The organism is Cellulomonas sp. URHD0024, assembly GCF_000426185.1.
In the GTDB taxonomy this organism is placed as follows: Bacteria; Actinomycetota; Actinomycetes; order Actinomycetales; family Cellulomonadaceae; genus Cellulomonas.
In genome coordinates, this window is the sequence record NZ_AUEW01000001.1 from 539,540 (window position 1) to 556,919 (window position 17,380).

General features: G+C 70.6%; 17 protein-coding genes. 4 read left to right on the top strand and 13 right to left on the bottom strand.

Annotation, left to right across the window (positions count from 1 at the left end):
* The first annotated feature begins 13 nt into the window (after positions 1–13).
* From I847_RS0102590 to I847_RS0102600, 3 genes are all read left to right on the top strand, one after another.
* On the top strand, positions 14–778 hold the full coding sequence (locus tag I847_RS0102590; protein WP_028048438.1) for a peptidylprolyl isomerase: 765 nt from the start codon (positions 14–16) through the stop codon (positions 776–778).
* The gene (locus tag I847_RS0102595; RefSeq protein ID WP_028048439.1) at positions 775–2,709 is read left to right on the top strand and encodes a DUF349 domain-containing protein; all 1,935 of its coding nucleotides are present in this window, start codon (positions 775–777) and stop codon (positions 2,707–2,709) included. The genes I847_RS0102590 and I847_RS0102595 overlap by 4 nt, the downstream gene beginning before the upstream one ends.
* Positions 2,710–2,838: 129 nt before the next feature.
* Positions 2,839–3,450 carry a hypothetical protein gene (locus tag I847_RS0102600; RefSeq protein ID WP_028048440.1) on the top strand — a complete coding sequence of 204 codons (612 nt, stop codon included), beginning with the start codon at positions 2,839–2,841 and terminating at the stop codon, positions 3,448–3,450.
* 31 nt (positions 3,451–3,481) lie between these two features.
* Here I847_RS0102600 and I847_RS0102605 read toward each other — a convergent pair whose 3' ends face one another.
* The 11 genes from I847_RS0102605 to I847_RS0102655 all read right to left on the bottom strand — a co-directional run bounded on the left by I847_RS0102605 (position 3,482) and on the right by I847_RS0102655 (position 14,421).
* Positions 3,482–5,797, bottom strand: coding sequence for a bifunctional (p)ppGpp synthetase/guanosine-3',5'-bis(diphosphate) 3'-pyrophosphohydrolase (locus tag I847_RS0102605; RefSeq protein ID WP_028048441.1), 2,316 nt, complete (start codon positions 5,795–5,797; stop codon positions 3,482–3,484).
* Between the two features lie 69 nt (positions 5,798–5,866).
* The gene (locus I847_RS0102610) at positions 5,867–6,385 is read right to left on the bottom strand and encodes an adenine phosphoribosyltransferase (protein ID WP_155855963.1); all 519 of its coding nucleotides are present in this window, start codon (positions 6,383–6,385) and stop codon (positions 5,867–5,869) included.
* A gap of 83 nt (positions 6,386–6,468) precedes the next feature.
* Positions 6,469–7,578: a protein translocase subunit SecF gene (secF, locus tag I847_RS0102615; RefSeq protein ID WP_028048443.1), complete on the bottom strand. Its 1,110-nt coding sequence runs from the start codon at positions 7,576–7,578 to the stop codon at positions 6,469–6,471.
* Positions 7,578–9,446 carry a protein translocase subunit SecD gene (gene secD / locus I847_RS0102620; protein ID WP_028048444.1) on the bottom strand — a complete coding sequence of 623 codons (1,869 nt, stop codon included), beginning with the start codon at positions 9,444–9,446 and terminating at the stop codon, positions 7,578–7,580. Before secD ends, secF begins: the two co-directional genes overlap by 1 nt.
* 83 nt (positions 9,447–9,529) lie before the next feature.
* Positions 9,530–9,943: a preprotein translocase subunit YajC gene (gene yajC, locus I847_RS0102625; RefSeq protein ID WP_028048445.1), complete on the bottom strand. Its 414-nt coding sequence runs from the start codon at positions 9,941–9,943 to the stop codon at positions 9,530–9,532.
* A 147-nt stretch (positions 9,944–10,090) separates the two neighbouring features.
* Positions 10,091–11,167, bottom strand: a complete 1,077-nt coding sequence (gene ruvB, locus I847_RS0102630) for a Holliday junction branch migration DNA helicase RuvB (RefSeq protein ID WP_028048446.1) — start codon at positions 11,165–11,167, stop codon at positions 10,091–10,093.
* Entirely contained in the window at positions 11,160–11,774 is a 615-nt protein-coding gene (gene ruvA, locus I847_RS0102635) for a Holliday junction branch migration protein RuvA (RefSeq protein ID WP_028048447.1), read from the bottom strand. The genes ruvB and ruvA overlap by 8 nt, the downstream gene beginning before the upstream one ends.
* Positions 11,775–11,853: 79 nt before the next feature.
* Positions 11,854–12,420: a crossover junction endodeoxyribonuclease RuvC gene (gene ruvC / locus I847_RS0102640; RefSeq protein WP_028048448.1), complete on the bottom strand. Its 567-nt coding sequence runs from the start codon at positions 12,418–12,420 to the stop codon at positions 11,854–11,856.
* Positions 12,421–12,549: 129 nt separating this feature from the next.
* Complete coding sequence (locus tag I847_RS0102645) at positions 12,550–13,305, bottom strand: YebC/PmpR family DNA-binding transcriptional regulator (protein ID WP_028048449.1); 756 nt, start codon at positions 13,303–13,305, stop codon at positions 12,550–12,552.
* 57 nt (positions 13,306–13,362) lie between these two features.
* Complete coding sequence (gene pdxT, locus I847_RS0102650) at positions 13,363–13,962, bottom strand: pyridoxal 5'-phosphate synthase glutaminase subunit PdxT (RefSeq protein WP_028048450.1); 600 nt, start codon at positions 13,960–13,962, stop codon at positions 13,363–13,365.
* A gap of 195 nt (positions 13,963–14,157) precedes the next feature.
* Positions 14,158–14,421: a hypothetical protein gene (locus tag I847_RS0102655; RefSeq protein WP_028048451.1), complete on the bottom strand. Its 264-nt coding sequence runs from the start codon at positions 14,419–14,421 to the stop codon at positions 14,158–14,160.
* A gap of 88 nt (positions 14,422–14,509) precedes the next feature.
* Here I847_RS0102655 and I847_RS0102660 point away from each other — a divergent pair, with 88 nt between their 5' ends.
* Positions 14,510–15,739, top strand: a complete 1,230-nt coding sequence (locus I847_RS0102660; protein WP_028048452.1) for a kynureninase — start codon at positions 14,510–14,512, stop codon at positions 15,737–15,739.
* A gap of 13 nt (positions 15,740–15,752) precedes the next feature.
* Here the strand turns inward: I847_RS0102660 and I847_RS0102665 are convergent, their stop codons facing one another.
* Positions 15,753–16,379, bottom strand: coding sequence for an NUDIX hydrolase (locus I847_RS0102665; RefSeq protein ID WP_034608746.1), 627 nt, complete (start codon positions 16,377–16,379; stop codon positions 15,753–15,755).
* Positions 16,376–17,299: a pyridoxal 5'-phosphate synthase lyase subunit PdxS gene (pdxS, locus tag I847_RS0102670; RefSeq protein WP_028048454.1), complete on the bottom strand. Its 924-nt coding sequence runs from the start codon at positions 17,297–17,299 to the stop codon at positions 16,376–16,378. Before pdxS ends, I847_RS0102665 begins: the two co-directional genes overlap by 4 nt.
* Positions 17,300–17,380 lie beyond the last annotated feature (81 nt).

The window sequence follows — 17,380 nt, forward strand, 5'->3', positions numbered from 1 at the left end:
GCGAGGAGTAGGCGTGACCATCAAGCGCGAGCGTGAGTACGAGCGCCGGCGGTACGAGAAGTGGCAGCAACGTCAGGCGGCAGCGAGGGCGCGCAAGGTGCGTCAGCGGTGGATCGCCGGCAGCGTCGTCGCCGCCCTCGTCCTCGTCGTCAGCGTCGCCTCGCTGGTCCTGCTCAACAAGGACGACAGCTCGACGCCCGACGCATCCCCCACGCCGCAGGCATCGACGCCTGCGGCGGCACCCGCCGCGAACTCCGCCGCGGTGCCGGACCCCTCCCTCGCCCAGGGACGCTCCTGGACCGGCGACATCTCGCTCACGCAAGGCGACCTCGGCGTCAAGCTCGACGGCGCGGCGGCTCCGCAGGCCGTCGCGAACTTCGTCACCCTCGCGGACAAGGGCTTCTTCGACAAGACGAAGTGCCACCGCCTCACCACCAGCGGCATCTACGTGCTCCAGTGCGGCTCCCCGGACGGCACGGGCAGCGGTGGTCCGGGCTACACGTGGGGTCCGATCGAGAACGCACCCTCCGACGGCACCTACCCGGCCGGCACGATCGCCATGGCCCGCGTGCCGGACGACGGCTCGTCCATGGGGAGCCAGTTCTTCATCGTCTACAAGGACTCACCGATCCCCGCGGACAGCGCGGGCGGCTACACCGTGTTCGGCCAGGTCACGTCCGGTTTGCCGGTCGTGCAGGCCATCGCCGACGCAGGCATCAAGGAGGGGACCGAGTCCCCGGTGTCCGACGTCATCATCGAGGGAGTGAACATCAAGTGACTCAGACCCCGACGCCCGGTGCCGTGCCCGACGACGTGGAGGAGACCTCCGGGTCCGATCCGCTCGACGCCACGCCCGAAGCGTCCTCTGCGTCCGACGCTCCTGAGACAGCCGAGCAGGTGGTCGACGAGGTCGACACCGTCGCCGAGGACGAGACGTCCGCCGACGAGCCCGTGGGCGGCACCCCGATCGACGAGTCGGTCCCCGACGACGCCGAGGCCCCGGCGACCGTCGCTGCGGACGTGACCGGCGAGCAGGATGTCGCGGACGAGAGCCGTCCGGTCGAGGAGGTCCCTGCCGAGGACGTCACGGTCGCCGACGACGTCGTGGTCGAGGACGTCGTGGTCGTCGACGAGGTCGTGGTGGTCGACGACGTCGTGGTGGTCGACGACGCCGGCGTCGAGGACGAGGCCACAGTCGTCGAGGAGATCGTCCTCGTCGATGGTGAGGTCGTCGCTGAGGACGTCGCGGTGGTCGTGGCCGACGAGCAGGCTTCCGACGAGGTCGCTGCCCAGGAGTCGACGGAGTCGACCGAACCCGAGCCGCGGCCAGCTCCCACGCCGCGCCCGAGCCCGCGTCCCCGTCCGGTCCCCCACCCGCCGACGCACCCGACCGCGAACGCGGCGACCAGCACGGCGCCCGCCCCGGTCGCACCCCCGCAGGACGCAGCCGAGGCCGCCCTCGCGGCGACCTTCGGGAGCGTCGACGACGAGGGCACCGTCTCGGTGCGCGAGGCCGCCGGTGAGCGCGTGGTCGGGCAGTTCCCGGGGACGACGAAGGACGAGGCCCTCGCGCTCTACGTGCGACGGTTCCTCGACCTGCAGGCCAAGGTCGCGCTGTTCGAGGCCCGGCTGGGGGCTGCGGATCTTTCCGTCAAGGAGATCGACCAGACCCTGGCCAAGCTCACCGAGGAGGTCGCCGAGCCGGCTGCCGTCGGTGACCTGGACGGACTCCGGGCCCGGCTGGAGGCGCTGCGCGCGATGGCGGCCGAGCGTCGGGCGATCGCCGAGGCGGAGCGGGCGGCCGCGCGTGAGGCTGCTGTCGTCGCGCGGACGCAGATCGTCGAGCAGGCCGAGAAGATCGCGGGCACGGATCCGTCCCGCATCCAGTGGCGACCCGCCGGCGAACAGCTGCGCGTGCTGCTGGACCAGTGGAAGGAAGCGCAGCGCTCGGGTCCGCGTCTCGACCGTCCGACGGAGGAGTCGCTCTGGAAGCGGTTCAGCCACGCGCGCACGACGTTCGACCGTGAGCGCCGACACTTCTTCGCCGAGCTCGAGACGCGCAACGCCTCGGCGAAGCAGGTCAAGGAGTCGCTGGTCGCCGAGGCGGAGCGCCTCCAGAACAGCTCCGACTGGGGTGCGACCGCCGGTGTCTTCCGGGACCTGATGGCCCAGTGGAAGTCCGCAGGCCGTGCCAGCCGCGCGGACGACGACGCACTGTGGGCCCGGTTCCGTGCTGCGCAGGACGCCTTCTTCGCGGCACGGGACGCCCAGACGGCCGCGACCGACGAGGAGTTCCGGGCGAACCTCGAGGTCAAGGAGGCGCTGCTCACCGAGGCCGAGGCGCTGCTGCCGGTCACCAACCTGGCTGCGGCCAAGCAGACGCTGAACCGCATCCAGGACCGCTGGGAAGCGGCGGGGAAGGTGCCGCGCGGCGACGTCCAGCGGATCGAAGCCCGCTTGCGCGCCGTCGAGACCGCCGTCCGCGACAACGACCAGGCGCAGTGGCGTCGCACCAACCCCGAGACGCGCGCGCGCGCCGAGGGTGCCGCCGCTCAGCTGGAACAGGCGATCGCGGGTCTCGAGGCCGATCTCGCCAAGGCGAAGTCTGCGGGTGACGCCCGCAAGATCGCCGACGCGCAGGCGGCCCTCGACGCCCGGCGGGCGTGGCTGGAGCAGGTCCAGCGCGCCGCACAGGATGCGCGTGGCTGACGCAGCTCGTCAGTGAGTGGACGGAGGGACCGAGCATGCTCGGTCCCTCCGTCGTTGCTCCCGGTCACCTCTCGTCCACAAGGGGGCCCGATCGCCCCACGAGACTCGTCGAACAGCGATGCTCGTCGCATGGACCTCCTGGCCCCGTATCGCCCGCACACCGTCGTCCTGCCCGAGACGATGCGGCGGTCTGATGTCGGAGCGGCGGCGTGGTGGTGGCTCCACGACGTGGGAGTCGTCCGACCGCTGTGGGGCGATGTCGCGATCGCTTCCGACCTCGAGGAGACGGCTGCGCGGCGGTCGCGTGCGATCGCCGACCTGGTTCCCTCCCGGGGCGTCGTGGGGCGGCAGAGCGCGGTGTGGCTGCACACCGGCCAGTTCGCACCGCGGCGCGTCGACGTGCTCGTCGCGACCCGTTCGCGACGTGCCGAGCCACATCCGCTGCGCTCGACCGCGGAGTCGACGTGGGGAGCGGACGACGTCGTCCAGGTGGGATCGATTCGGGCCACGACGGTGCAACGCACCGGTGTGGACATCTGCCGGCACCTACCGCCCGGGCATGCTCTACGCCTGCTCGAGCCACTCCTCGAGGCGGGCTTCGACCCTGTGCACGCGCGGGTGCAGCTCGAGGGCCTCGCCGGCCATCGCGGCATCCTCGGCGCCCGCAACATCCTGCGACGGCTGACCGATTCCGCGGGAGAGGACCTCGAACCCGACCCAGGTGCGCAGCCGCCCCTGTGAGCGGGTGCGCTGCGGCCGACGGGTCGGTCGATCAGGCTCGGGTGACCGGGCCGTCTGCGGACTTGGCGCCGGTGACGCGGTAGACGTCGAAGACACCCTCGACCTTGCGCACGGCCGCAAGCACGGAGGCCAGGTGGGACGGCTCGGCCATCTCGAAGACGAACCTCGAGAGGGCGACGCGGTCCCGGGACGTCGAGACGGAGGCGGACAGGATGTTGACGTGGGAATCCGACAGGACGCGCGTCACGTCCGAGAGGAGCCTGCTGCGGTCGAGCGCCTCGACCTGGATCTGGACGAGGAACAGCGACGAGCTCGTCTGGCTCCACTTCACGTCGACCATGCGCTCGGGCTCGGCGCGCAGGCTGGCCACGTTGATGCAGTCGGAGCGGTGCACGCTGACGCCCGCGCCGCGAGTCACGAAACCGACGATGTCGTCACCGGGGACGGGGGTGCAGCACTTCGCCAGCTTGACCCAGATGTCGTCGACACCCTTGACGATGACCCCGGGGTCGCCGGTGCGTACCCGGCGCTGCGTCGACCCAGGCCGCGCGACCTCGGCGAGGTCCTCCTCGTTCGCGGTCTCCCCGCCCATCGACTGCACGAGGCGCTGGACTGCGGTCGCCGCGGACACCTGCCCCTCGCCGATCGCCGCGTACAGCGACGAGACGTCGGCGTAGCGCATCTCGTTGGCGACCGCGACGAGCGACTCGTGCGAAAGCAGACGCTGGATGGGGAGGTTCTGCTTGCGCATCGCCTTGGCGATGGCGTCCTTGCCGTGCTCGATCGCCTCTTCGCGGCGCTCCTTGGAGAACCACTGGCGGATCTTGTTCCGCGCGCGCGGGCTCTTGACGAAGCCGAGCCAGTCTCGCGAGGGCCCCGCGGTCTCGGACTTCGACGTGAAGACGTCGACGACGTCCCCGTTCTCCAACGACGAGTCCAGGGGTACGAGCCGGCCGTTGACGCGTGCGCCCATGGTCCGGTGGCCCACCTCGGTGTGCACCGCGTAGGCGAAGTCCACCGGCGTCGACCCGGACGGCAGCCCGATGACGTCGCCCTTGGGCGTGAAGACGTAGACCTCGGACCCGGCGATCTCGAACCGTAGGGAGTCGAGGAACTCACTCGGGTCGGCCGTCTCCTTCTGCCAGTCGACGAGCTGCCGCAGCCACTGCATGTCGTTGCCGCTGGAGTCGGGAACCGCGCCCTTGGCGCTCTCCTTGTACTTCCAGTGCGCGGCGACGCCGTACTCCGCCCGGCGGTGCATGTCGTGCGTACGGATCTGGATCTCGACCGGCTTGCCCTCGGGCCCGATCACCGTCGTGTGCAGCGACTGGTAGAGATTGAACTTGGGCATCGCGATGTAGTCCTTGAACCGGCCGGGGACCGGGTTCCATCGCGCGTGCAGCGCACCGAGCGCCGCGTAGCAGTCGCGGACCGTGTCGACCAGGACGCGAACACCCACGAGGTCGTAGATGTCCGCGAAGTCACGACCGCGGACGATCATCTTCTGGTAGATCGAGTAGTAGTGCTTCGGACGACCAGTGACCGTCGCCTTGATCTTCGCCTTGCCGAGGTCTGCGCCGACCTGCTCGCGGACCGTCGCCAGGTACTCCTCGCGGGCGGGGGCCCGCTCGGCGACCAGGTGCACGATCTCGTCGTAGACCTTCGGGTAGAGGGTCGCGAACGAGAGGTCCTCCAGCTCCCACTTGATCGTGTTCATGCCGAGCCGGTGTGCCAGCGGGGCGTAGATCTCGAGCGTCTCGCGCGCCTTCTTCTCCGCAGAGGCGGCCGCGACGAACTTCCAGGTTCGGGCGTTGTGGAGCCGGTCGGCGAGCTTGATGACGAGCACGCGGATGTCGCGGGACATCGCCACGACCATCTTGCGGACCGTCTCGGCCTGCGCAGCGTCGCCGTAGGTGACCTTGTCGAGCTTCGTCACGCCGTCGACGAGCATCGCGATCTCGGGCCCGAACTCCCGGCGGAGCTGGTCGAGCGAGTAGTCGGTGTCCTCCACGGTGTCGTGCATGAGCGCCGCGGCCAGCGTCGACGGGGTCATGCCGAGGTCGGCCAGGATCGTGGCGACGGCTACCGGGTGCGTGATGTACGGGTCGCCGCTCTTGCGCAGCTGGCCGCGGTGCGCCTTCTCGGCGACGACGAAGGCCTGCTCGACGACGGCCAGGTCGGCCTTCGGGTGATTGGTGCGGGCAGCCTGGAGCACCGGCTCGAGCGCGGGGAACGCTGCACCACTGCGCGCTCCGAACCGACCAAGACGCGATCGCATCCGCCCCGAGGGGGCTCCCGGCTGCGTGTCGTCGACCCCGGACTCGGGCGCGCGGACGTCCTCGGTCATCGCACCCCCCTCCACGCTCGAGGCGTCAGTCTACGACTGCGGGCGAACCCGGAACGCACGACGGGCACCTCAGGGAACGCTGACCAGCACGTCGATCGCGTGGCCACCGAGCTGGTCGCGGCCACGCAGCGCCTCGAGCTCGACCAGGAACGCGAGCCCGACGACGACGGCTCCGCACCGCTCGAGCAGCGCCACCGTCGCGGCGGCCGTGCCGCCGGTCGCCAGGACGTCGTCGAGGACCAGGACGCGTGCGCCGGCCGGGATGGTGTCCGGATGGACCTCGATCGTGGCCGTCCCGTACTCGAGCGCGTAGGACTGCGACGCCGTCGGACCGGGAAGCTTTCCGGCCTTGCGGACGGGCAGCACGCCGGCGCCGAGCGCCACAGCGACCGGGGCGGCGAACAGGAAGCCGCGCGCCTCCATCCCGGCGACGAGGTCGACCGGCCCCTCGACAGCCGAGGCGATCGCGTCGACGACCGCCGCGAACGCCTGCGCGTCGGCCAGCAGCGGAGTGATGTCCCGGAACAGGATCCCGGGCTCGGGGTAGTCGGGCACGAGGCGGACCAGCTCGTCGATACGACGCAGCACGTCGGCCCGGTCCACCGGACGAGGACGCCCAGCAGGGGCGTCCGAGGACGCCCCTGCCAGGTTCGATGCGAGGTCGGGTCGGGTCACTTCTTGGTCGGCCGTCGCTTCGGCTGGGCTGCGACGCCCTGGTGCGAGCCGGCCTTGAGCGCACCGGCCGGCACGTACGACGGCCCGGCGAGAGCGAGGTCGCCCCCGTCGGTCGTCAGGCCACCGGCCGCTGCGGCACGAGCCGCGAGGATCTTGGCGGTGTGGGCCTTGATCGCGGGCTCCTGCTCACGCAGGGCCACCTCGAACGGCGTCGCGAGGAAGACCGACGAGAAGGTGCCGATGAGCATGCCGACGAACAGCGCGAGCGCGATGTCTCGCAACGTCCCGGCGCCGAGGACGACCGCTCCCACGAACAGGATCGCCGCGACCGGCAGGAGGGCGACGACCGAGGTGTTGATCGACCGGACCAGCGTCTGGTTGACCGCCAGGTTGGCCTTCTCGGCGTACGTCCACCGCGACTGCTCGAGCGTGTCGGCCGTGTTCTCGCGCACCTTGTCGAACACGACGACCGTGTCGTAGATCGAGTACCCGAGAATCGTCAGGAAGCCGATCACCGTCGCCGGTGTGACCTCCCAGCCGACCGCGGCGTAGACGCCGACCGTGATGATCAGGTCGTGGAACAGCGCGAGAAGCGCGGCGATGGCCATCCGCCAGTTCCGGAAGTAGATCGTCATCACGACGGTGACGAGGAGCAGGAAGACGACGATGCCGATGATCGCCTTCTGCGAGACGTCCTTGCCCCAGGAGGCACCGATGAAGGAGCTCGTGACGGCTCCGACCGGGACGTCGTAGGCCTTGGCCAGTGCGCCCTTGACCTCCTCGACCTCCGTGTTGGTGAGCTTCGACGTCTGGACGCGCAGGCTGTCGGCGCCGACCGTCGTGACGCGCGGCTCCTCGCTCGACTTCACGCTCTTCACGGTGTCGATGGCGAGCTGCTGGTCCTTGTCGGCGACTCCGGCGACGACGAACTCGGAGCCACCACGGAAGTCGATGCCCGGGTTCAGGCCAGGCTTGATCAAGAAGATCGTGGACAGGATCACGAGGATGGTCGAGATCGTGAACCAGATCTTGCGTCGGCCCACGATGTTGTACGAGCGGCGACCCGTGTAGAGGTCGTTGCCCCACTGGGCGAATCCGGCGGCCATCAGTGCTCGTTCCCCTCGGTGCGCCCGGACTCGGGCTCGGACTCCTGCGACGCGCTGTCCACCGGGGCGTCGGTCGGCTCGGTCGACGCCTTCTTCGCTGCGGCACGCCGCTCGGCGATCGTCAGACCCGCTTCGTTCGGCGCTCCGACCGAGACCGGCACACGCGAGCCTTCGACGGTGGTCGGGGTCTCGGTGGCGTCCTGCACATCGGCAGTTGCGGGCGGCACGGTGACCACCCGGCCGCGGCCTGCGTACCGGGTGCCCGGAACGCCGAGGCGTCGCGGGTCGAGGCCGGAGAGCACGTGGCCCTCACCGAAGAACTTCGTCTTCGACAGGAGCTCCAGGACCGGGTGCGTGAACATGAAGACCACGAGAACGTCGAGGAGCGTCGTCAGACCGAGGGTGAAGGCGAACCCCTTGACGCCGCCGACAGCGAGCACGTAGAGCACCACGGCAGCGAGCAGGTTGACCGTGTCGGACGCCAGGATCGTGCGGCGTGCACGTGCCCAGCCACGCTCGACGGCGGCTGTCAGGACGCGCCCCTCCCGGAGCTCGTCGCGGATGCGCTCGAAGTACACGATGAACGAGTCCGCGGTGATGCCGATGGCCACGATCAGGCCGGCGACGCCCGGCAGGGAGAGCCGGTAGCCCTGGAGCCACGACAACAGCGTGATGACGGCGTAGGTGATCGTCGCGGAGACGACGAGGGAGGACACCGTCACCAGGCCGAGCGCGCGGTACTGGAACATCGAGTAGACGACGACCAGCGCCAGACCGATCAGACCGGCGATCAAGCCCATCCGCAGCTGCTCGGAGCCGAGCGTCGCCGAGATCTGCGACTCGCTCTGGACGTCGAAGTGGATCGGCAGCGCCCCGAAGTTGAGCTGGTTGGCCAGGCCGGCGGCGGACTCACGCGTGAAGTTGCCGGAGATCTCCGCCTTGCCGTTCGAGATGATGTCGTTGACCCGGGGGGCCGAGATCACGAGGCCGTCGAGAACCATCGCGAACTGGTTGAGCGGCGCGGTCTGCGTCTTCAGACGCGTGGTCACGTCGGTGAACTGCGACGTGCCCTTGGAGTCGAACGAGATGTTGACGACCCACTCGTTGCTGGTGCCGCCGCCCGGCAGCGGCTTGAGGCCCGAGCTCGCTCCGCTGATGTGCTCGCCCTCGACCTCGACCGGCCCGAGGATGTACTTCGCGGTGCCGTCCGGCGAGCACGTGACGAGCGCCTTCTCCGGGTCACCGTTCGCGCCACCCTTGCGGTTGGCGGGGTCGGTGCAGTCCAGGGCGTCGTAGTCCGCCTGCACCTTCGGCGTGATGTAGTAGGCGGCGTCGCTCGGGCTGTCCGGCTTGGCCTTGGTCGGCTCGTCGGAGGGCTCGGCGTCCTTCGGCGTCGGCGTGGGGTCCGGAGCCGCTGCCTCGACACCGTTGGCCGGGATCGTGGACGACGGCGACGGATCGGTCGTGGTCGGCGTCGGAGCGCCCTCGTTCAGGACCGGCCGGAACTCCATCTGCGCGGACGTCCGCACGAGCTTGAGGGTCTCCTCGCTCGGGTGGCCCGGCAGCGAGACGACGATGTTGTCGCCCTGGCTCGTGATCTCCGCCTCGGAGACGCCCGAGGAGTCGACGCGCTGGCGGATCACCCCGATGGCCTGGTCGACCGTCCCCTTGGGAGGCCTCTCGCCGTTCTCCGTGACCGGCTTCAGGATGATCTGCGTGCCGCCCTCGAGGTCGAGGGCGAGGTTCGGAGTCCACGACGCGTCGGACCACTTCACACCGGCGGCGATGGTGCCGAAGAGCGCGACGATGATGAGGCCGAGCACGACCAGCGTGCGAACGGGCCTGCGGCGGCGGATTGGAGGAGCCAACGGAGTTCTTCTCTCGTGCGCGCACCCGCGGCGGGAGCAACGGGTGGGGTCAAGGTCCGGGCATCGGCGCCCGGACCGAAGGCTTACTTCTTGTCGGGGTCCCCGTCCTTGCGAGCAGGGGGAAGCGAGGACAGGTCGTCGGGGACGTCGATGACGTCGTCGTCCGCCTTCTCGAGCAGGACGGCGTCGGCGTCTTCGACCTCGTCGTCGTCGACGTCCGACTCGTCCTCCGCCTCGATCTCGTCGACGGGCGGTTCGATCTTCTTGGAGATCGCGGCCCGGATCCAGCGGCTCCGACTGCCGGGAGCCGACTCGAGCGTGATGACGTCGTCCTCGACGTCCACGACCGTGCCGAGCAGACCCGAGTGCGTCATCACCTCGTCACCCGCGACCAGGTTGTTCCGGAACTCCAGCTGGGCGCGCTGCTGCTTCTTCGTACGGCTGGACATGAACCACAGTCCGAGCAGTGCGAGGGCGACGATCGCATAGAGTTCCACAGTTACAAGCTCCGATCACGGTGATGTGTCCGCCGCAGTCTAGGCGTAGCGGCTCGCCGCTCCAACGCACGACCGCGGACAGAGGTTCCGGGCCACGCTGGAGCCCCGGCCGGATCGGACCCTACGGACCTCCACGGCGGATGGACCCTACCCGAACAGCGTCCCCGCCGTGTGCGGCACGTCAAGACCCAGGTGCGTCCATGCCGCCGGAAGGGCGATGCGGCCTCGGGGCGTCCGACCGACGAGCCCCTCGCGCACGAGGAACGGCTCGGCGACCGTCTCCACGGTCTCCGGCTCCTCACCGACCGCGACGGCGAGCGTGGTCAGTCCCACCGGTCCGCCGCCGAACCGTGTGCACAGAGCGGTCAGAACCGCCCGATCGAGCCTGTCGAGTCCAAGCTCGTCCACCTCGTACACCTCGAGCGCTGCCCGCGCGGCCGAGAGACTGAGAGTCCCGTCACCGCGGATCTCCGCCCAGTCACGCACCCGCCGGAGCAGCCGGTTCGAGATGCGGGGGGTCCCCCGCGACCGGGACGCGATCTCCGCGGCCGCCTCGTGCGCCAGCGGGACGCCGAGCAGACCGGCGGACCGCAGCAGGACCCGCTCCAGCTCGTCGGTGGCGTAGAAGTCGAGGTGACCGGTGAATCCGAACCGGTCGCGCAACGGCGCCGGCAGCAGGCCCGCGCGCGTCGTCGCGCCGACGACGGTGAAGGGGGGGAGGGCCAGCGGGATCGCGCTCGCACCGGCACCCTTGCCGACGATGACGTCGACGCGGAAGTCCTCCATCGCCACGTACAGGAGCTCCTCGGCGGGACGGGCCAGCCGGTGGATCTCGTCGATGAAGAGGACCTCGCCCTCCTCGAGAGAGGACAGCACGGCGGCGAGGTCACCCGCGTGCTGGATCGCCGGCCCACTGGTGACGCGCAAGGACGTGCCCAGCTCTGCCGCGATGATCATGGCGAGCGTGGTCTTGCCGAGGCCGGGCGGACCCGAGAGCAGGACGTGGTCGGGCGCCCTGCCGCGAGCTCGTGCGGCCTGCAGCACCAGTGAGAGCTGGTCGCGGACCACTCGCTGGCCGACGAACTCGTCGAGGTTGCGTGGCCGCAGCGCCGCCTCGGCGGCCCGCTCGATGTCGTCGGCAGCGGACCGGACCAAGGACTCGGCCCCGAACCGCTCCGTCACGAACTCCTCGTCGTCTGTGCGACCCGGCTGGTCCTCAGGCATGTCCGCCGCCCAACGTCCGCAGCGCCGCGCGAAGCACGCCTGCGACCTCGTCCTCGCCGACCGGCCCCTCCGAACCCTCGAGCACGGTCGACACCGCGTCCCCGGCCGCGCGCGCCGTCCAGCCGAGACCCACCAGCGCCTCTACGACCATGTCCCTGCGGTCCCCCGGGACAGGCCGCGCCGGGGTTGCCGACGGCACCGCCGCGGGCACGCCGATCCGGTCCTTGAGCTCGAGGATGATCCGCTGCGCACCCTTGAGGCCGATGCCCGGCACGCGCTGGAGCGCCTTGACGTCCTCGTCGAGCACGGCGCGGCGCAGGCCGTCGGGCGTGTGGACCGCGAGCATCGCCAGAGCGAGCCGCGGACCGACACCGCTCACCGTCTGCACGATCTCGAACACCTCACGCTCGTCGCTGTCGGCGAAGCCGAACAGGGTCAGCGCGTCCTCGCGCACCAGCAGCGAGGTGGCCAGCTGCGCGCTGGATCCGACCCGCAGACCGGCCAGCGTCGCGGGTGTGGCGTGCACGAGAAGGCCGACTCCCCCGACCTCGACGACCGCCGCGTCGAGCCTGACAGCCTGCACCGTGCCGTGGACCGAGGCGATCACCAGGCTGCTCCCTCACGAACGTCGCTGCACATGGGCCCATGCTGGCACATTCAAGCGAACAGGTGTACGAGTGACACGCTCAGCCGCGCCGCCGGGCCGCCTGCTCTGCGGTGGCCCACGCACGTTGTGCCGGGGTCAGCGACCCGGGCGCGCGCTGCGGCGCCCCGAGGGCACCCGCGGGGCGCCAGATGTGGCAGATGGCCAGCGCGAGCGCGTCGGCGGCGTCCGCCGGACGTGGCAGGTCCTCGAGGCGCAACAGCCGCTGCACCATCGTCTGCACCTGGGCCTTCTCCGCCCGGCCGCTCCCGGTGACGGCTGCCTTGACCTCGCTCGGCGTGTGCAGCGCGACCGGGATCCGACGACGGGCCGCGGCGACCATCGCGATGCCCGCGACCTGTGCCGTTCCCATCACGGTGCGGAGGTTCTGCTGGGCGAACACGCGCTCGACCGCTACCGCGTCCGGCGCGTGCTCCTCGAGCCACTCCTCGATCTGCTTCTCGACGTGCAGCAGCCGCTGGTCGACGTCCCAGACCGCGTCGGAGGTGGCGACGCCGACGGCGACCATCGCCAGGCGCCGGCCCGGCAGGCCGTCGACGACACCCAGACCGCACCTGGTGAGGCCGGGGTCGACTCCGAGGACGCGCACGGGGTCATGGTCGCAGCCTGCCCGGTCCGTGCCGGGGAGGCGTGCCGGACGGCAGTCGACACGCCAGGCCCGACGACGGAGGGACCCCGCCGACGAGCGGCAGGGTCCCTCCGGATCGGGCGCGGGAGCTCAGTCGTCCTCGAGCTCCGCCATGACCTCGTCGGACGCGTCGAAGTTGGCGTACACGTTCTGCACGTCGTCGGAGTCCTCCAGCGCGTCGATCAAGCGGAGGATCTTGCGGGCGCCCTCGGCGTCCACCTCGATCTGCGTGGCCGGCCAGAACACGACGTCAGCCGAGTCGTACTCGATGCCTGCGTCCTGCAGAGCCGTGCGCACGGGTACGAGATCCGTGGCCTCGGACAGCACCTCGAAGGCCTCGCCGAGGTCGTTGACCTCCTCGCCCCCCGCCTCCAGCACCGCCTCCATGACGGAGTCCTCGTCCGTGCCGTCCTTCGGGACGATGACGACGCCCTTGCGCGAGAACAGGTACGAGACCGAGCCGGGATCGGCCATCTGACCGCCGTTCCGGGTGAACGCGACCCGGACGTCCGAGGCGGCCCGGTTGCGGTTGTCCGTGAGGCACTCCACCAGCACGGCGATGCCACCGGCTCCGTAGCCCTCGTACATGATCGTCGTGTAGTCGGCGCCGCCGGCCTCCTGGCCGGACCCGCGCTTGACCGCACGGTTGATGTTGTCGATCGGGACCGAGTTCTTCTTGGCCTTCTGCACCGCGTCGAAGAGCGTCGGGTTGCCCGCGAGGTCACCCCCACCGGTGCGTGCCGCGACCTCGATGTTCTTGATCAGCTTGGCGAAGAGCTTGCTCCGCTTGGCGTCGACCACGGCCTTCTTGTGCTTGGTGGTGGCCCACTTGGAGTGACCCGACATCGCTTCAGCTACCCCTTCGTCTCCCGCGCACCCTCTGTGGCCGGCTCCGGCCGGTCGTCACAGGGTGTCGCGGACGATCTCTACGAACAGTTGGTGCACCCGGGTGTCTCCGGTGACCTCCGGATGGAACGAGGTCACGAGCAACGGACCCTGGCGGACGGCAACGATCCTACCGGCGGCGGGACCCGACTCGACGCGCGCCAGCACCGAGGCCGCAGGGCCCACCTCCTCGACCCACGGAGCGCGGATGAACACGCCGTGCACAGGCCCGTCGATGCCCTCGATGTCGAGGTCCGTCTCGAACGACTCGACCTGTCGGCCGAACGCGTTGCGCCGGACGGTGACGTCCACGCCACCCAGGGTCTGCTGGCCCTCGATGCCGCCGAGAACGCGGTCGGCGAGCAGGATCATGCCCGCGCACGACCCGTAGGCCGGCATCCCCGCGCGCAGCCGGGTGCGGACCGGCTCGAACAGGTCGAACGCCCGAAGCAGCTTGTCCATGGTCGTGGACTCGCCGCCCGGCAGGACGAGCGCGTCCACGGCATCGAGCTCCCGCTCGCGGCGCACGGGCACGGCCGCCACCCCGACGGCGGTCAGGGCGTGCACGTGCTCGCGCACGTCTCCCTGCAGGGCGAGGACTCCGACGGTCACGGTCACAGCGCGCGATCTTAGTTCGCGAAGGCCACGTGCGACCGACGCGACCACCCACGGCCCTACGCTCGGTGTCGCGTACGGACGGCCCTGGCCGCCTGCCGGTCGAGACCGGCCTCGGGCTCGACCGCCCACGGGCGGGGCCGTGGAGACCCGGCCCTCTCAGTCGCGCATGGGCGGGGGCCGCGAGACCCGGCCCTCTCACTCCTCGAAGCCCGCGTGCCCGGACCGACGGTGCGCCAGCAGGGCTTCCGCCTCCGCCTGCCGTGCGACGGCGTGGTCGATGAGCGCCTGATAGATCGAGATGTTCTCGAGAAGCCCACACACGTCGAGGGAACGGGCGTCCTCGGTCTCGAGCTGCCAGACGAGACCGATCAGGCGCTCCGGGTCGTCGTTGATGCGCGGCAGCGCCGGCGGGGCTGGGAAGGCGGAGCGGGGTGTGGAGCCGTCGGGGTGGTTGCTCATCTAGATCTCCTGTGGTCGTTCCTGCACGAGTCGACTCGAACAACTGTACGAGCACGCACTGACATCGAGCGCCGTAGGCTCCAGCCCTGTGAACGACGATCTCGACCAGCGCGCCGCCTCCCTCGACACCGCGCACGCAGACACCGACCTGCGGGCGCGGTTCGAGCTGCCGGAGGGCGTCGTCTATCTCGACGGCAACTCGCTCGGCGCCCTGCCCGTCGGTGTCGCGGACGCCGTCGCGTCCGTGATCCGCGGTCAGTGGGGCACCGACCTCATCGCCTCGTGGAACACCCACGGCTGGTGGGACGCGCCGACCCGGGTCGGCGACGCCGTCGGCCGGATCGTCGGAGCGGCGCCAGGGCAGGTCGTCGTCGGGGACTCCACGAGCGTCCGCCTCCACCAGAGCCTGCACGCGGCCGCGGCCCTGCGCCCGGACTCGTCGGTCGTGGTCACGGAAGCAGATGGCTTCCCCACGGACCGGTACGTGATCGACGGCGTCGCCGACCAGGTCGGCTGGCGGGTGGTCCACGCGCGCGTCGACGAGATCCCGGGCCTGCTCGACGACGACGTCGCCGCGGTCGTGCTGTCGCACGTCGACTACCGCACCGGCGAGCTGCGCGACCTGCCCGGCCTGACCGCGGCGACCCACTCGGTGGGGGCACTCGCCGTGTGGGACCTGTGCCACTCGGCAGGCGCGGTACCCGTCGATCTCGACACGCACGGCGTCGACCTGGCCGTCGGCTGCGGATACAAGTACCTCAACGGCGGCCCCGGTGCGCCGGCGTTCGGCTACGTGGCCCGACGGCACCAGGACACGTTCGTCAACGTCCTACCCGGCTGGAACGGTCATGCGGAGCCGTTCGACATGGCGACCGAGTACCGCGGCGCGCCCGGCATCTCTCGCGCGCGGATCGGAACTCCGCCCCTGCTCTCGCTCCTTGCGCTCGAGGCCGCGCTACGCGCCTTCGACGGCATCGACATCGGCGACGTCCGCGCACGATCGCTGTCGCTCACCGGGTTCCTTCGCGCCTGCATCGAGGCTCTCGTGCCCGGCGCTGCGTTCGCGTCCCCGAAGGACGACGCCGAGCGCGGATCCCAGGTCGGCGTCCATCATCCGGCCGCCTACGGCATCGTCCAGGCGCTCGCTGTCCGGGGCGTGGTCGGCGACTTCCGGACGCCCGACATCGTGCGGCTGGGCGTGGCGGCGCCCTACCTGACGCACGCCGACATGGTCACCGCGGCGCGTGCCCTGCGGGCCGTGCTGCTCGCCGAGGAGCAGCTCGACCCGGCCTGGGCGACGCGCCACACCGTGACCTGAGCGGCCGGCGCCACTACTCGCGCGCCAGCCCCAGGTGCTGGATGACCCCGTCCCAGACCGGCAGCAGGCCGCGGACCAAGGAGACCAGGCGGTCGGGGAAGACCTCGATGTCGACCTGGGCAAGGTCGTCGAGCGACCACCAACGCAGCTCGTCGATGACGTCCAGCTCGAGGTCGGTCCAGCCGGCGCTGTCAGGGACGAACGCGGCCGCGGGCACCCGCGCCAGGTAGAGCACCTCGTCCTGACGGCAGTGCTCCGCGTAGAAGTCGAAGATTGCCGAGCGGGTGAACACCGGTCCGACGAGGTCGTCGACACCCAGCGAGATCCCGGTCTCCTCGCGGACCTCCCGGATGGCTGCGGCCGCCGAGTCCTCGCCGTCGTCGATCCCACCGCCGACCGTGAACCACCAGCTGCGTTCGGGCTGGTCCACGTCGTGCCCCCGGATGAGGAGCACCCGGTCGAGCTCGTCGAGCAGGATCACCCGCGCGGCCTCGCGGAACAGCAGGCCGTCCGCGCCGCGCCGCCACTCCGGTCCGAGTCCGTGGACCGGACCTCCGCCGTCGGCGCTGGTGCGACCGGGGACGGCTGAGGCCGCGGACTCGTCGTCCGCGGCCTCGGCCGTCGTGTGGTCCTGTGTCACCAGCCGCGCTCGGCCAGGCGGTGCGGCTCGGGGACGTCCTCGACATTGATACCGACCATGGCCTCGCCCAGCCCGCGGGACACCTTGGCGATCACGTCGGGGTCGTCGAAGAACGTCGTCGCCTTGACGATCGCCGCGGCGCGCTCGGCCGGGTTGCCGGACTTGAAGATGCCCGATCCGACGAACACACCCTCAGCGCCGAGCTGCATCATCATCGCGGCGTCTGCCGGGGTGGCGATGCCGCCGGCGGTGAAGAGCACCACGGGGAGCTTCCCGGCGAGTGCGACCTCCTTGACGAGGTCGAACGGCGCCTGCAGCTCCTTGGCAGCGACGAACAGCTCGTCCTCCGGCAGCGAGGTCAGCCGGCGGATCTGGTCGCGCAGCGTGCGCATGTGCGTCGTCGCGTTGGAGACGTCGCCCGTGCCCGCCTCACCCTTGGAGCGGATCATCGCCGCACCCTCGGTGATGCGGCGCAGGGCCTCGCCGAGGTTCGTCGCGCCGCACACGAAGGGGACGGTGAAGTTCCACTTGTCGATGTGGTGCGCGTAGTCGGCGGGCGTGAGCACCTCGGACTCGTCGACGTAGTCGACACCGAGCGACTGGAGCACCTGCGCCTCGACGAAGTGCCCGATGCGCGCCTTGGCCATCACGGGGATGGAGACGGCCTCGATGATCCCGTCGATCAGGTCAGGGTCGCTCATGCGTGCGACGCCACCCTGAGCGCGGATGTCGGCCGGTACGCGCTCGAGCGCCATGACGGCGACAGCGCCGGCGTCCTCGGCGATCTTCGCCTGGTCCGCGGTGACGACGTCCATGATGACGCCGCCCTTGAGCATCTCGGCCATCCCGCGCTTCACACGGGCGGTGCCGATGACGCCGGCGTGCGTCGCGGTGGTGGGCTGGCTGTTCTCGCTGGTCACGTCGAGCCTCACAGATCGTGTACGGGTAGGTCGTAGACGGAATCGGGGCCGGTTTCCGCCGGCCACGATGGTCAATCGTAG